The sequence below is a fragment of the Vibrio sp. D54 genome (assembly GCF_021728075.1).
In the GTDB taxonomy this organism is placed as follows: domain Bacteria; phylum Pseudomonadota; class Gammaproteobacteria; order Enterobacterales; family Vibrionaceae; genus Vibrio; species Vibrio alginolyticus.
Map to the genome: position 1 here is coordinate 39509 of NZ_JAKKCS010000009.1, position 14637 is coordinate 54145.

13 protein-coding genes are annotated in these 14637 nt (G+C 44.6%); 9 read left to right on the forward strand and 4 right to left on the reverse strand.

Translation table 11 applies throughout. The annotated features are described in order from the left end of the window. Positions 1–8: 8 nt before the first annotated feature. The 7 genes from ccmD (at position 9) to L3V37_RS13410 (ending at position 5912) form a co-directional block, all read left to right on the forward strand. Positions 9–215 (forward strand): heme exporter protein CcmD, encoded by a 207-nt coding sequence (gene ccmD / locus L3V37_RS13380; RefSeq protein ID WP_005380515.1) that lies wholly within the window; start codon positions 9–11, stop codon positions 213–215. Further along, on the forward strand, positions 212–697 hold the full coding sequence (gene ccmE, locus L3V37_RS13385) for a cytochrome c maturation protein CcmE (protein ID WP_005380516.1): 486 nt from the start codon (positions 212–214) through the stop codon (positions 695–697). The genes ccmD and ccmE overlap by 4 nt, the downstream gene beginning before the upstream one ends. Continuing rightward, positions 694–2670 (forward strand): heme lyase CcmF/NrfE family subunit, encoded by a 1977-nt coding sequence (locus L3V37_RS13390; protein ID WP_017635943.1) that lies wholly within the window; start codon positions 694–696, stop codon positions 2668–2670. Before ccmE ends, L3V37_RS13390 begins: the two co-directional genes overlap by 4 nt. Position 2671: 1 nt before the next feature. Beyond that, complete coding sequence (locus tag L3V37_RS13395) at positions 2672–3226, forward strand: DsbE family thiol:disulfide interchange protein (protein WP_005380518.1); 555 nt, start codon at positions 2672–2674, stop codon at positions 3224–3226. Beyond that, positions 3223–3708 carry a cytochrome c-type biogenesis protein gene (locus L3V37_RS13400; protein WP_237306458.1) on the forward strand — a complete coding sequence of 162 codons (486 nt, stop codon included), beginning with the start codon at positions 3223–3225 and terminating at the stop codon, positions 3706–3708. The genes L3V37_RS13395 and L3V37_RS13400 overlap by 4 nt, the downstream gene beginning before the upstream one ends. Beyond that, the gene (ccmI, locus tag L3V37_RS13405; protein WP_042522520.1) at positions 3708–4922 is read left to right on the forward strand and encodes a c-type cytochrome biogenesis protein CcmI; all 1215 of its coding nucleotides are present in this window, start codon (positions 3708–3710) and stop codon (positions 4920–4922) included. Before L3V37_RS13400 ends, ccmI begins: the two co-directional genes overlap by 1 nt. Positions 4923–5138: 216 nt before the next feature. Continuing rightward, entirely contained in the window at positions 5139–5912 is a 774-nt protein-coding gene (locus L3V37_RS13410; RefSeq protein WP_005380523.1) for a VacJ family lipoprotein, read from the forward strand. A 74-nt stretch (positions 5913–5986) separates the two neighbouring features. On the opposite strand, the gene L3V37_RS13415 is transcribed toward L3V37_RS13410, so the two are convergent. The 4 genes from L3V37_RS13415 to L3V37_RS13430 all read right to left on the reverse strand — a co-directional run bounded on the left by L3V37_RS13415 (position 5987) and on the right by L3V37_RS13430 (position 10469). Beyond that, positions 5987–7303, reverse strand: a complete 1317-nt coding sequence (locus L3V37_RS13415) for an outer membrane protein transport protein (RefSeq protein WP_086046949.1) — start codon at positions 7301–7303, stop codon at positions 5987–5989. 309 nt (positions 7304–7612) lie between these two features. Then, entirely contained in the window at positions 7613–8872 is a 1260-nt protein-coding gene (locus L3V37_RS13420) for an outer membrane protein transport protein (protein ID WP_213972417.1), read from the reverse strand. 297 nt (positions 8873–9169) lie between these two features. After that, on the reverse strand, positions 9170–9901 hold the full coding sequence (locus L3V37_RS13425) for a DUF3379 domain-containing protein (RefSeq protein ID WP_132936867.1): 732 nt from the start codon (positions 9899–9901) through the stop codon (positions 9170–9172). Then, positions 9894–10469 (reverse strand): sigma-70 family RNA polymerase sigma factor, encoded by a 576-nt coding sequence (locus tag L3V37_RS13430; protein WP_042522516.1) that lies wholly within the window; start codon positions 10467–10469, stop codon positions 9894–9896. The genes L3V37_RS13425 and L3V37_RS13430 overlap by 8 nt, the downstream gene beginning before the upstream one ends. A 720-nt stretch (positions 10470–11189) precedes the next feature. Here L3V37_RS13430 and fadI point away from each other — a divergent pair. Further along, complete coding sequence (fadI, locus tag L3V37_RS13435; protein ID WP_005384447.1) at positions 11190–12497, forward strand: acetyl-CoA C-acyltransferase FadI; 1308 nt, start codon at positions 11190–11192, stop codon at positions 12495–12497. Next, on the forward strand, positions 12497–14608 hold the full coding sequence (gene fadJ, locus L3V37_RS13440; protein WP_237306459.1) for a fatty acid oxidation complex subunit alpha FadJ: 2112 nt from the start codon (positions 12497–12499) through the stop codon (positions 14606–14608). The genes fadI and fadJ overlap by 1 nt, the downstream gene beginning before the upstream one ends. Positions 14609–14637 lie beyond the last annotated feature (29 nt).

The window sequence follows — 14637 nt, forward strand, 5'->3', positions numbered from 1 at the left end:
AACTGATTATGCATTTTGAATCTCTGAGCGACTTTTTTGCCATGGGTGGCTACGCATCATACGTATGGAGTGCGTTTGGTATTACTTTCTTATCCATGCTGATTCTTCTGATCACTAGCCTTCGCCGCGGTGATGCATTATTGAAAGAAGTGAAAGCAAAAATTGACCGTCAAGCTCGTATCGACGCAGCGAAGAACATGGAGAACACCTTATGAACCCGAGACGTAAAAAGAGGCTAGGTATTGTACTAGCGATCTTTATCGGTATTAGTGCCACCATTGGTTTGATACTTTATGCGCTTAACCAAAATATGGACCTTTTCTATACTCCAACGGAATTGGTTAATGGTAAGCCAGATGGCACCAAGCCAGAAGTCGGCCAGCGTCTGCGTATCGGTGGAATGGTGGTTGTGGGCTCAGTTCGTCGAGATCCTAATTCTTTGAAAGTGAGTTTTGACCTGCACGATGTCGGTCCGAAAGTGACGATTACCTATGACGGTATTCTTCCTGACTTGTTCCGTGAAGGGCAGGGTATTGTTGCTCAAGGTGTACTGAAAGATGCCACGACAGTTGAGGCATTTGAGGTCCTAGCGAAGCACGATGAAGAATACATGCCACCAGAAATTGCAGAAGCGATGAAGAAAACGCATGAACCGCTTCAATACAGCACCGAACAGAAACAAGGAAGCGGCCAATGATTGCTGAAATCGGTCACTTTGCTCTCATTCTTTCGCTTGCAATGGCAGTGCTGTTGAGCGTATTGCCATTGTGGGGAGCATCGAATAATAACACCATGCTCATGAACACAGCGCGACCGCTATCTTGGTCTATGTTCCTGATGCTGTTGTTCTCTTTCGCCATTTTATGTTGGGGATTTTATACTAACGACTTCACGTTACAGTATGTAGCGAGCAACTCGAATAGTCAGCTTCCTTGGTACTACCGTTTAACCGCAGTATGGGGTGCACACGAAGGTTCACTGTTGCTATGGGTGTTAATCCAAGCTGCTTGGACTGTCGCTGTAGCGACGTTTAGTCGTGGTATGCCGCAAGAGTCGGTTGCACGTGTACTTGCTGTTATGGGCATGATCTCAGTGGGTTTCCTACTGTTTATCATCCTAACGTCGAACCCATTCCTACGTACGTTACCGTTCTTCCCGGTTGACGGACGTGACTTGAACCCTCTGCTTCAAGACCCTGGTTTGATTGTTCACCCGCCAATGCTTTACATGGGCTATGTTGGTTTCTCGGTTGCATTCTCTTTTGCGATCGCATCCCTAATGACCGGACGCCTTGATACGGCTTGGGCTCGTTGGTCTCGTCCTTGGACAACCGCAGCATGGGTATTCTTAACACTTGGTATCGCACTAGGTTCTTGGTGGGCTTACTACGAACTTGGCTGGGGTGGCTGGTGGTTCTGGGACCCAGTAGAAAACGCATCATTCATGCCTTGGTTAGCGGGTACCGCATTAATGCACTCTCTTGCCGTGACAGAAAAACGCGGCACATTTAAAGCGTGGACAGTACTATTGGCAATCTCTGCATTTTCGTTGAGTTTGTTGGGCACCTTCTTAGTCCGTTCCGGTATTTTAGTATCGGTGCACGCGTTCGCGTCTGACCCATCGCGCGGTATGTTTATTCTAGGCTTCCTCGTTTTCGTTATCGGCGGCTCCTTATTGCTGTTTGCCGTAAAAGGGGCAGCAGTGCGTGTACGAGGTAACTTCGACTTAGTCTCACGTGAAAATGCGCTCTTAGCCAACAACGTATTACTTATCGCCGCTCTTGTTGTGGTGTTAGTGGGGACACTGTTGCCGCTCGTACACAAGCAGCTTGGTTTGGGGTCGGTCTCTATCGGTGCGCCATTCTTTGACATGCTATTTGCGTGGTTAATGATGCCATTTGCTTTCCTGCTTGGTATTGGCCCTCTTATTCGTTGGAAGCGAGACAATTTATCTAAACTTGTGAAACCAATGCTCGTTTCAGGTGTTCTTGCTTTCGCCTTGGCCGCGCTATGCGTGTACCTATTTGCCGATTTCTTCTCAACCATGGCTTACATTGGTTGGGTGATGGCGATTTGGATTATTGCGATGCATGGCTTTGAACTGTACGAGCGCGCAACGCACCGTCATAGCTTTAGTGAAGGTGTTCGCAAGCTGCAACGTAGCCACTGGGCAATGATGTTGGGTCATGTTGGTCTGGCGGTATCTGTTATCGGTATTGCGATGGTACAGAACTACAGCATCGAGCGTGATGTACGTTTAGCACCTGGCGAACACTTCCAAATTCAAGGCTATGATTTCTACTTCTCAGGCTTGCGTGATAAAGATGGTCCAAACTACGATGGCTACATCGCAGACTTTGAGATCACACATGATGGCAAATACGTGAATACGCTTCACGCAGAGAAGCGCTTCTACCGTACGGCTAAGTCTATGATGACTGAAGCAGCCATTGACCGTGGTATTAGCCGCGACCTATACATTGCAATGGGTGAACGTTTAGACGACAACCGATCTTGGGCTGTTCGTATTTACTATAAACCGTTCGTTCGTTGGATTTGGGCTGGCTCTTTGATTATGGCATTAGGCGGCGCACTAGCGATTTCTGATAAACGCTACCGCTTCCGTAAATCGCCGAAGAAAAACGCGAAGTCAAAAGAGCAGGAGGCATAACATGAATAAGAAAATCTTATTTATTCCGCTTGTCGCTTTCATGATTCTAGCGGGCATTTTCGCAACCCAATTAATGCGTAACCAAGAGGGCGATGATCCAACTAAATTGGAGTCGGTTTTGGTTGGCAAGCCAGTTCCTGAATTTCATTTAGAAGATCTGGCTGAGCCTGGAAAACAGTACGACCAATCAATTTTTAAAGGTGAACCGTTGCTCTTGAACGTTTGGGCAACGTGGTGCCCAACGTGTTATGCAGAGCATAAATACCTAAACGAATTGGCGGGTAAGGGCGTTAAGATCATCGGTATGAATTACAAAGATGATCGTAATAAAGCAATAGGTTGGCTGAATGATCTCGGCAACCCGTACTTGATCAGCCTATTTGATGGCAGTGGTATGCTTGGCCTTGACCTTGGTGTTTATGGTGCTCCAGAAACATTCATTATTGATGCAAATGGTGTGATTCGCTATCGCCATGTAGGGGATGTAAACCCACGTAATTGGTCAGAAACACTGGAGCCGCTTTACAACAAATTGGTTGAGGAGGCGAAGCAATGAGAAAGCTAATTCTTGCCGTTTTTGCTGCGATGACATTATCTCTTGCTGCTCATGCGGCCATTGAAGTGTACGAGTTTGATAATTTGGAACAAGAACAGCAGTTCAAAGAGTTAAGCCATACGCTCCGTTGCCCTAAATGTCAGAACAACACGATCTCGGATTCTAACGCTGAACTTGCTCAGGACTTACGCCATAAGGTGTACGAAATGACCAAAGAAGGTAAGTCCAAAGATGAGATTGTTGATTACATGATCGCCCGTTACGGTAACTTCGTGACTTACAACCCACCATTTACGGTCGCGACTGCGATTTTGTGGCTAGGGCCACTCGCTGTAGTACTGGGTGGTTTTGGTTTGATTGTACTGCGTAGCCGTAAATCTAAAGTTAAGGCAAAAGCGAGCAGTGAAGAGCAATGGGATGAGCAAAAAGAAGCTCGTTTAAAAGCATTGCTTGAAGAAGAGAACAACGGAGATAAGAAGTAATGACACTATTTTGGATTTCCACCGTTGCTCTCACGCTTATTGCTTGTGCGCTGGTGGCTTTGCCGCTGCTTAAACAAAAAGCGAACAATGATGATGTGTTACGCGATGAGCTCAACAAGGCATTTTATAAAGACCGACTATCTGAGCTTGCAGAAGAAACTGACGAAGGTCTGGTTGAAAGTGAAGACGAACTGATTTCTGATCTAAAGCAATCACTGCTTGACGATATCCCTGGTGATAAAGCGCAAAAAGAAACCAAGGTTTCTCCAATCGCGGTTTTAGTTCCATCGGTAATTCTGACGGTGGTGCTGAGCTATGGTTTGTATTATAAATTTGGCGCGTCAGACGATATTGTTCAATGGCAAGAAGTGTCTGCAAATCTACCTGAGTTATCGAAAAAGCTGATGTCGGCTTCTTCTGAGCCGCTGAGTGACGATGAAATGGCGGATTTGACCCTTGCCCTTCGAACTCGCTTACATTACCAGCCGGAAGACTCGACCGGTTGGTTACTGCTAGGTCGTATTGCGTTAGCAAATCGTGATGTCACCACAGCTATCGATGCGATGGAAAAATCGTACCGCCTAGAGCCAAAAGACCCAGATGTGATGTTGGGTTATGCACAAGCTCTGATGCTGTCTCAAGAGGAAATGGATCAAGCGACGGCTCGCTCATTACTCGGCAAGCTGATGCAGCAAGACTATGTCGATCTGCGTGTGTTTTCTTTGTTAGCGTTCGATGCGTTTGAGCGTCAAGACTTCCCGGCAGCCATCAAGTACTGGGGAATCATGCAGCAAATGATTGGTCCAGAAGATAGCCGCTACGAGATGTTGTCACGCAGTATTGAGAGTGCTCGTAAGCAAATGGGCGAAGCGGTTTCACCGGATAAGAGTGTAGCTGTGACAATTAATGTGGCACCAAATGCTCGGTTGGATCCAAACGCAGTTCTGATTGTGTCAGTACATCGTTCAGATGGCTCCCCAATGCCTGTGGCTGCTGCTCGTTATCCGCTAGGTACTTTCCCTCGCACAGTCGTATTAGATGATGGCAATGCCATGATGCAAGGGCAAAAGTTATCTTCACTCGATAAGCTAATCGTCCGTGTGCGTGTAGATTCTGACGGTAACGTAGCAACGCGTGATCAAGATTGGCACGGAGAAAGTGACGTCGTTGAATTTGGCGCACCAGTAGAAGTGACCATTGATCAGCAGTATTAATTGTTAACATCTGTCTCTGAAACATGACAACGAGGTAGAGTCAGTTGCCTTTAGTGGTATGACTCTAAACGATCGAGTAGAATACCGAAGGCCAGCGATTGCTGGCCTTTATTTATTCCCATATCTGAGTCATCTTTACTATGTATCCTGCTCAACATACGTACAATGGTTAATCGGGGTGACTTAGGTACATTAATAGTCGTTATGGAAAATAAAATGTATAACAAGGGTAAATCTACCTTCTTGTTGCTGTTAGCCGTTGGACTGGTTGGCTGTTCAAGTGCGCCTGATGAAGCAGTAACAGGACAAGAAACAAATCAAACGACTTCTGATGTGTATGACCCGTTGGAAGGCTTTAACCGAACCATGTGGGAACTCAACTACGAATATTTAGATCCGTATTTGGTTCGTCCTGTATCACTTGCGTATGTAGAATACACGCCAGTTCCTATTCGTTCTGGTATCGCTAACTTCTTATCGAACTTAGATGAGCCAGCAAGCATGGTTAATAACTTAATCATGGGTAATGGTACGAAAGCCGTGGACCACTTTAACCGTTTTTGGATTAACTCGACGTTCGGTATTTTCGGTTTATTCGATATTGCAAGTGCCGCGGGTATTACGAAGTACGACGAGAAAGCGTTCAGTGATGCAGTAGGCCACTATGGTGTTGGAAATGGTCCTTACTTCATGGTTCCAGGTTATGGTCCTTATACCTTACGTGAAGTGACAGATACCGTAGATAGTACGTATTTACCCCTCTCTTATCTCAACTTCTGGGCGAGTTTGGGTAAGTGGGCGTTTGAAGGCATGGAGAAGCGTGCTTTATTAGTGCCGCAAGAAGCGCAGCTAGACTCGTCGCCGGATCCATATATTCTAACTCGCGATGTTTATATCCAGCGTCAAAACTTTAAAGCAGAAGTTGAAACGGTAGAAGAAGTTAACATCGAAGAAGAAGAGTATTTAGACGAATACCTAGAAGACTTTTAAGCGTTGTTCTTCATAATCGAGAAATGAAAAAAGGCTTAGCTGATACTAAGCCTTTTTTGTATTTTGCAGCTTGGTTAGAAACGGTAGTTTGCTTGAACACCGATTAGCCAAACATTACCCGTAGTTTCGCCTACAAATTGGCCGCCGACTTGTTCTGCAGTGTCGTCTGACTTGTAACCACGAGACTCAACGATTGGTGCGTCTTTCGCAAAAATATAGGTGAAGCCAGCATCTAGGCTGAAGTCTTTCGTCCAATCGTACGTTGCGCCAATACTTAGCCAAGTACGGTCAGTTTCTGGAATAGTAATCGTGCGGTTTTTGTCGCTTACCGCTGAAGTATCGTATGCAATACCAGTGCGTAGCGCTAGCTTAGGATCAAGCTGGTAAGTAGCACCAACAGCAAAGCGATAGTTGTCTTCCCAGTTTTCTACTTTAACCATATGCGTGCCAGCAGTATTTAGACGTGCTTCCAATTTCTCGAAAGAGCTCCAATCCGTCCAGTTAACGCTTGCGTGTAACGCAAATTGGTCTGTTACTTGGTGGAAGCTTGCCAACTCAGCCGTTGCAGGCAGGTTTAGATACATGTAGCCGTTGTCGCGTTCAGAAGTACCGAAGCCAAAACCAAGACCTTCAGCATGGCCTTCAAGCTTCAGTTCAACTTCAGATTTGTACGCGAAGCCGATACGGTTATTTTCATTGATCTGCCATGCTGTACCAACTTGCCAGCCCCAAGCGGTATCGTCACCTTCCATGTATTTTAGAGCGGTACCTTGAGGAACACTGATTGGTTGATTAGTTTCAGGGTTTAACCCTACAACGTTATTCTTAGGAGCTGCTGCGCCAAAGCTGCCTTCGCCGATGATGTAACGGATACCACCACCAACGCTGATTGATTCATTGACTTTGTAAGCTGCGTTCAAGTTCGCTTCCATTGTCGTTACGCTTGCTTCGTTACCGAAGTGCGAGGCACCAAAGCCTTTACCTAAATCGGTTTCCATGCCGTAGTTGGTGCCAAATGCCAAACCAATCGCGAATTTCTCATTATATTGGTGTGATAGGTAGAAGTTTGGAATGATTGCATCATGTGCGAAGTCATCTGAAGATGCAGAAGAAGTGCTACCGTGGAAGTTTACATCACCTTCAATATCAATATTTGGGTTCACATAGATTGCACCAACGGACACTTGAGTGCCTTCCAAATAAGTTAGCATTGCTGGGTTACGCCATTGTGCACTTGCGTTGTCAGCCATTGCAGCTTCACCAGCATATGCTCGACCTAGGCCTGTTGCAGAATATTCAGCAAGTTGGAAACCTGCTGCGTTAGCCATGCCCGTTGTGCCAAGTAGGCTTAATGCCACTGCTGTTGATAGAAGAGTCTTGTTGGTTTTCATTCGAATGTTCGCTGATTTGTTTATAACGTGGGACGAAAGTTTAAAGGTAGAGTTTTTACTTTAGAAATGAAAATCCAGCGTAAGTGGTCATTTGAAATATTATCCTTTCAAATGTTATTTTTGCGGTTTAATAATCTAACTGTGAAAGGCTTGTAAACGGAATTCAGCGAACAGCTGTGCGTCCTAATTGTGAGATTTAGATACACGTGTTCACTCAAATTGAGTGAGCAATAAATCGCAGATATGAAAAAAGGCTGGAAATCCAGCCTTTTATATAAAGTATTTTTCTACTAACTAACAGCGAAGCGTTTAGAAGCTACGGCTGTATTGTAAGCCGAATAGAATTGCATCAGCATGAGTTGTTGCTGTTACACCGGTAGAAAGACCAGGAGCTAATTGAGTATTCTCATTAACTTTTACATCTTCACCTAACAAGTACGTGAAGCCAAAATCGATGTTTGAGCTATTATCAATATGGTAAGAGAAACCTGTGGAGAACCACTGGCGATCTGAGTCTGGTACCGAGATAGACGTTACTTTATCTTGAGCGCTTGTGTCGTACATGTAACCAGCACGAAGTGTCCAGTTGTTGTTTAGGTAGTAAGTACCACCAATTGCGTAGTGCCAGCCATCTTGCCATTGATAGTCTTTCGAGTAACCACCTTTAAGTAAACCCTGATTTAGGTTCTCAAAATCAATTTGGTCGAAATCTTTCCAGCCGATGTATTGGATGCTGTAGTGTACAGCAAATTTAGTGTCTTGGATTTTGTGGAAACCGGAAAACTCGGCCATATCTGGTAGAGGTAGCGTGATTTCCTGACCTTTGTCGTCTTTCGCCGTAAATTCAGGGCTGTAACGATACGCTAGACCAAAACGGTTGTTTTCATCTAGTTCGTACACAGTACCAACGTTAAAACCAACAGCCCAACCATCAGCTTTATCTACGTCCAGAATTTTTTGACCGCCAACCCCTGGGACTGAAGAGCTAGTTGTACGCTTCATTGTGCCTTGGCCGTAGATTAAATCTAAACCAGCACCAAAGCTCAATTGTTCGTTTAAACGGTAAGAACCCGCCAATCCAAAGTTGAAGCTTTTTACATCCGTAAGACCACCGTACTCGGTTGCGGTGTAGTTATCTGAAAATTCAGTTTTAGTGCCGAAATTAGAGTATGCGTTTACGCCCCATGCAAACTTATCATTTACTGGAACGATTAGGTGAATGTTTGGAGCTATTGACGTATCACCCACATCATCAGTGTCAGCAACATTTACAGTACTGGAGCCCAAAGGAGTATTAACGTTATATTTCGCATCTTTCACTTCAATCATTGAAGTAATGCTTTCGAAACCTAGCGACAGTTCCATTTTATCAAACAGAGCCATTGCTGCTGGGTTACGAGCCATTACTGCTGCATTATCTGCGATTACCGCGTCACCAGCAAATGCACGGCCGATGCCAGTTGCTGATTGAGCGTTGATTTGGAAACCCGCTGCCATCGATTGACCTGAGGCAAAAGCTACCGTTACTGCTAGGAGAGTCTTTTTAAACAGACGCGTGTTCTGAGTCATTTGTTTTTCCTTATTAGATTCGTCTCTTTGGACGATAAATTGAGCTTTTGCTCAGTGGCGCAGATAGTAGTATCAATAGTTGCTTGGACAAATCCGACCATTGGATAAAATTGAATAAAAATTGCAGAAATGATGTCTAAAAGACGGGAAATTGCACTTAAAATGCATAATTTAGAGTTTAAGCTCTAAATGCGATAGGAGTGGTGAATGTTTTGTGTTCTATTTATACAAAAATGCCGCTAAATAAGATCATTTAGCGGCATTTAACCTTTTGAAGGCTGGAAATCGTCGAAGTTGTTACATTGGCTTAATCATTGATGCAAGAGTCGTAGCGAGCGCATCAATATTTTCACCTTCTTCCCCGACTAAAATCAGGCTTGAACTCCCGACGGGCTGAACGATTCCGGTCATGCCATCCTTACTAAAGTCGGTACTTTGTTCGCTTGGAATACCAGTAATAAATAACGTTACTTTACCTTTTGGACCTTGGAACACCATATGCACCGCATTGGATTCGCCAAAACCGCAGTGGTTTAGGTAGTAAACGTGATATGGAAAGTTTTCACTAAACTGGTAATGAAATGGCGACATTTTCGCATTAATTTGCGAGCTCGGTACATCCTCATCAAGATGACGAACAAACGGTTCTTCATGAATAACGTGTTTCATCGCGGTATCCGCTAAACTGGCTTGTGCTGGAGACACCAAAACATTTCCCCAGTTTACTTGGCCAACGAATAATCCTGCGGTGAACGCAATAGAAGCGGCAAGTGCCATTGCTTTGCGGACAAAGTTTGGTCTTACGACCTTCTCTTCATCAAGTGCACTCGACGTCTGGCTAAATAAAATCTTATCTGCGAGATCTTCGGGTACATCCACATTCATGGCTTGTTTAATTTTTACATCGAGATCCAAAACGTCATCAACAAACTTATTGTTGGCGTCGCTACCAGCTAAAGCTTGCAGAATCTCTTCATCCTTTTGTTTTGGATCCGACAAAATACGACGACGAAATTCTAAATCATCCATTCTTTTGTCCTCTCTTGGTATCTTGAGAATCCAACATCTCTTTAAGTTGATTACGAGCGCGAAATAGTCGAGTCATCACTGTGTTTTTATTTAAATCAAGAATGTCACCAATTTCTTCTCCACTGAAACCACCGACAACTTGGAGAAATAAAGGCTCACGGTATTCAACATCGAGCTTCATGATCTGTGCCTGCAGCCATTCTTGCTGATGATGTGGGTCATCGCTGACTTTAGCATCATTGCCGTAATCATCGATATCAACTAAATCAAATTGTTTACGTTCGAAGCGGCGCGCATTTTCTCGTCTCAATATTGTGATGAGCCAAGACTTGGCAGCTTTTTCGTCTTGGAGGCTATCGAGTGACTTCCAAGCTCTAAGACAGGTTTCCTGAACTAGATCTTCCGCGACCGCTTTATCTTTGCACAACCAATATGCGTAGCGGTACAAGTCACGATGATACCCTCGGACGAGCGCTTCGTATTTTCTTTGCTTGTCCATATCAGAGTTGACCGGACTGTTGGAATTTTTCTTTCCAAACATTTTTAATATGGCCACAGGAGCCTCCATCCTCGCTCTGTGAGTTTCTTATTTGTTCTGAGCATGACTTTACTTGCTTCATCGCTTAGCGGTTTTGGTTGCAGGATTTGTCATGCAACCCCTTTGACACAATAAGCCATGTGGTTACCTAAAAGTGTATACGCAAATGTCAGATATCATCGAACACGAATTGATATATATTGTTAACAATATCATCATTAGTAATCAATGGCTTGGATAAGTTCACTCGATGGAGCATTAAAAGGGACTTCTGATGGTGGATTCTTGAATTGTTTTGAATCAATAATCGCTCTAGGTGAGCTTAAAACTCGTAAAATCACTATAAAATTGATCTATTTCAAAATATCAAGCAGTGAAGGGGTTATAGTACACCTTGTCATCTCGTTAGTCATTGCGACTAACATGTTGAGCAAGATGACACTTCCTTTTGAAGGCTGACTTTACTTTCTCCTAATCAGGAAACTGATTACTTTTCAATTGGCGTAAGTTAATTGTTTTATAGATATTCCGACCACACAGTTATGTGTGGTTTTTTTTTGCTTCGATTTTACTTTCCGTATACCTCTTACCGTTTTAACTCTCTATAGTTAACCATTAGTAATCGCATAAGAATCAAAGAAGTAGAGTAATTGAACTACTTGCTTCACGTTTATTTAAACGCACGTTTGATAAATTTAACAAATTCATTACAATGCATCAGGTCAGACCTCTTGTATTTAAGGAGAAACAATGGGCAAGCAGGAAGTAAAAACACGCAATGGTGAGCGTGTCGCTATTGTCGCGGGGCTTCGAACTCCCTTTGCTCGTCAAAGCACGGAATTTAGCCAAGTGCCAGCGGTCGATTTAGGGAAAATGGTAGTAAGCGAAATGCTTGCTCGAACAGATATTGATCCGAAGTTAATCGAACAAGTGGTATTTGGACAAGTAGTACAAATGCCTGAAGCGCCAAACATCGCACGAGAAATCGTGTTAGGCACCGGTATGAACATCCATACTGATGCTTACAGTGTGACTCGAGCGTGTGCGACGAGTTTTCAAGCGGCGGTTAATGTCGCAGAAAGCATCATGGCGGGAACCATCGATATTGGTATTGCTGGCGGTGCAGACTCTTCTTCCGTCCTGCCTATTGGCGTATCAAAGAAATTGGCCGCTAATCTGCTTGCTCTTAGTAAGACAAAAACAATGGGTCAGAAGCTTAGTATCCTCAAAAACTTGAGCTTTAAAGACCTGATGCCAGTGCCACCAGCAGTAGCAGAGTACTCTACGGGTTTATCCATGGGACAAACTGCAGAGCAAATGGCTAAAACACATGGTATTTCTCGCGCAGAACAGGATGCGCTTGCACATCGTTCTCATACGCTGGCTTCTCAAGCTTGGAAAGAAGGAAAAATCCAAGATGAAGTGATGACGGCTTTCCCTGAACCATACAAAAAATGGATTTCGGAAGACAACAATATCCGTCATGACTCAACGGTTGAGGGATACGCGAAATTGCGACCTGCGTTTGATCGTCAGTATGGCAGTGTTACGGCAGCGAACAGTACGCCATTGACTGATGGTGGTGCGGCAGTGATGTTGATGCGAGAAGGTAAAGCGAAAGAGCTCGGAATGGAGATCCTTGGTTACATCCGAGGTTATGCATTCTCTGCTATCGGCGTGGAAAAGGACATGCTGATGGGGCCGACTTATGCCACAGCGAAAGTGCTTGAAAATACAGGCTTGGAACTGTCAGACCTGACGTTGATCGACATGCACGAGGCCTTTGCTGCTCAAGCATTGGCGAATGTGAAGATGTTTGCTTCCGATAAGTTTGCTCAAGAAAACCTTGGTCGCTCAAAAGCGATTGGTGAAATTGATATGGATAAGTTCAACGTGCTTGGCGGATCAATTGCTTATGGTCACCCATTTGCTGCGACTGGTGCGCGTATGATGACGCAAACCCTACGAGAGCTAAAACGCCGTGGCGGTGGTATTGCATTGAATACCGCATGTGCTGCTGGTGGTCTTGGTGCGGCAATGATTCTGGAGGTTGAGTAATGAGCGAGCAAAAAGCATTTAGTCTAAAGGTTGATGAGCAAAATATTGCTTGGTTAGCCATCGATGTTCCTAATGAAAAAATGAATACGCTGCAGGCGGCTTTTGCTGACGAAATGAAAGAAATTTTTGCTCAGCTAAAAGACTCCAGTGGTATTAAAGGGATGATCATCCACTCCCTAAAACCGGACAATTTTGTTGCGGGTGCTGATGTTCGAATGCTAGAAGCATGCACCACAGCAAGTGAAGCGGAAGCCTTAGCAAGGCAAGGTCAGGAGTTGTTCCAGCAGCTATCGGACTTACCTTATCCTGTCGTTGCGGCTATTCATGGCCCATGTTTGGGCGGTGGTTTAGAACTGGCTCTTGCATGTGATTATCGTGTTTGTACGGATTCTGACAAAACGCGTTTAGGTCTGCCAGAAGTACAACTTGGTTTATTGCCAGGTTCTGGTGGTACTCAGCGTCTGCCACGTTTGATTGGCCTGTTACCGTCGTTGGACTTGATCCTGACGGGTAAACAACTTCGTGCGAAGAAAGCTAAAAAATTGGGCGTTGTGGACGCCTGTGTGCCTGACACCATTTTGCTCGACGTAGCAAAACAGTTTATCGACAAAGGTAAAAACAAGGGCACGAAAAAGCTATCGACGAAAGAAAAGGTGATGTCTGGTAGCGGGCTAGGGCGCAAGTTTGTATTTGAGCAAGCTGCGAAGAAAACGAATCAAAAAACTCGCGGTAACTATCCAGCAACGGTTGCAATTCTAGAAGTTATTCAACATGGCTTAGAGAAAGGCTTCGCTAAAGGTCAAGAACTTGAAGCGAAGCGCTTCGGTGAGCTTGTAATGAGCTCAGAGTCAAAAGCGCTCCGTTCGATCTTCTTTGCCACAACAGAAATGAAGAAAGAAAATGGCACGGATGCGAAACCAGCACCAGTTCATAAAGTTGGTGTGCTTGGTGGTGGTCTGATGGGCGCCGGAATCAGCCATGTGTCTGTTGCAAAAGCAAAAGTACCTGTTCGCATCAAAGACGTTAGCAACGATGGCGTTTTAAACGCGCTCAACTACAACTACAAGTTATTTGAGAAACAGCGCAAACGTCGCATTCTATCTAAGGCCGATCTGCAAGCGAAAATGCTGCAACTGTCTGGTGGTGTCGATTTTACCAGTTTTAATCATATTGATGTCGTAATTGAAGCCGTTTTTGAAGACTTAGAGCTTAAGCAAAAAATGGTGGCGGACATTGAAGCGAACGCTAAGACAGAAACTATCTTTGCGACCAATACTTCTTCGTTGCCTATCCACAAAATTGCAGAAAAAGCAGAGCGTCCAGAAAACGTAGTTGGTTTGCATTACTTCAGCCCAGTAGAAAAAATGCCTTTGGTGGAAGTGATTCCGCATGAAACGACGTCAGATGAAACCGTTTCAACAGTTGTTGCACTTGCTAAGAAGCAAGGTAAAACCCCGATCGTAGTGAAAGACAAAGCGGGCTTTTACGTGAACCGCATTCTTGCGCCATACATGAACGAAGCGGCGCATATTCTGCTGGCTAACGAACCGATCGAAAAGATTGATACGGCGTTGCTTGACTTTGGTTTCCCTGTCGGCCCGATTACCTTACTGGATGAAGTCGGTGTCGACATTGGCGCGAAAATTATGCCGATTCTGGTTAATGAGTTAGGTGACCGATTCAAAGGCCCGGATGTGTTTGATATCTTGTTAAATGATGGACGTAAAGGACGCAAGAGTGGTAAGGGCTTTTACACTTACAAGGGCAAGAAGAAAGATGTCGACAAATCGGTTTACAAACTGCTTAAGCTCGACCCTGAATCTAAGCTAAGCGATAACGATATTGCGTTGCGCTGTGTGCTGCCAATGCTGAATGAAGCGGTACGTTGTTTGGATGATGGCATCATTCGCTCGCCACGTGACGGTGATATTGGCGCGATATTTGGTATTGGTTTCCCACCGTTCTTGGGTGGTCCGTTCCGTTACATGGACCAATTTGGTATTAAAGAGCTCGTAGAGAAAATGAATGAGTTTGCATCGAAATATGGCGATCGTTACGCGCCGTGTGATGGTTTGCTTACTCGAGCTGGTGAAGGGACAACGTTTTATTAAACGTTGCTTCGGTAGAGAAAAAGGCTTGC

Excerpts from the sequence above, each read along its gene's own strand:
- L3V37_RS13430 (WP_042522516.1), bottom strand. The coding sequence starts at position 10,469 with ATGGAGGCTCCTGTGGCCATATTAAAAATGTTTGGAAAGAAAAATTCC.
- L3V37_RS13410 (WP_005380523.1), top strand. The coding sequence starts at position 5,139 with ATGTATAACAAGGGTAAATCTACCTTCTTGTTGCTGTTAGCCGTTGGA.
- L3V37_RS13420 (WP_213972417.1), bottom strand. The coding sequence starts at position 8,872 with ATGACTCAGAACACGCGTCTGTTTAAAAAGACTCTCCTAGCAGTAACG.
- L3V37_RS13390 (WP_017635943.1), top strand. The coding sequence starts at position 694 with ATGATTGCTGAAATCGGTCACTTTGCTCTCATTCTTTCGCTTGCAATG.
- L3V37_RS13395 (WP_005380518.1), top strand. The coding sequence starts at position 2,672 with ATGAATAAGAAAATCTTATTTATTCCGCTTGTCGCTTTCATGATTCTA.
- fadI (WP_005384447.1), top strand. The coding sequence starts at position 11,190 with ATGGGCAAGCAGGAAGTAAAAACACGCAATGGTGAGCGTGTCGCTATT.
- L3V37_RS13400 (WP_237306458.1), top strand. The coding sequence starts at position 3,223 with ATGAGAAAGCTAATTCTTGCCGTTTTTGCTGCGATGACATTATCTCTT.
- L3V37_RS13425 (WP_132936867.1), bottom strand. The coding sequence starts at position 9,901 with ATGGATGATTTAGAATTTCGTCGTCGTATTTTGTCGGATCCAAAACAA.
- ccmI (WP_042522520.1), top strand. The coding sequence starts at position 3,708 with ATGACACTATTTTGGATTTCCACCGTTGCTCTCACGCTTATTGCTTGT.
- fadJ (WP_237306459.1), top strand. The coding sequence starts at position 12,497 with ATGAGCGAGCAAAAAGCATTTAGTCTAAAGGTTGATGAGCAAAATATT.
- ccmD (WP_005380515.1), top strand. The coding sequence starts at position 9 with ATGCATTTTGAATCTCTGAGCGACTTTTTTGCCATGGGTGGCTACGCA.
- ccmE (WP_005380516.1), top strand. The coding sequence starts at position 212 with ATGAACCCGAGACGTAAAAAGAGGCTAGGTATTGTACTAGCGATCTTT.
- L3V37_RS13415 (WP_086046949.1), bottom strand. The coding sequence starts at position 7,303 with ATGAAAACCAACAAGACTCTTCTATCAACAGCAGTGGCATTAAGCCTA.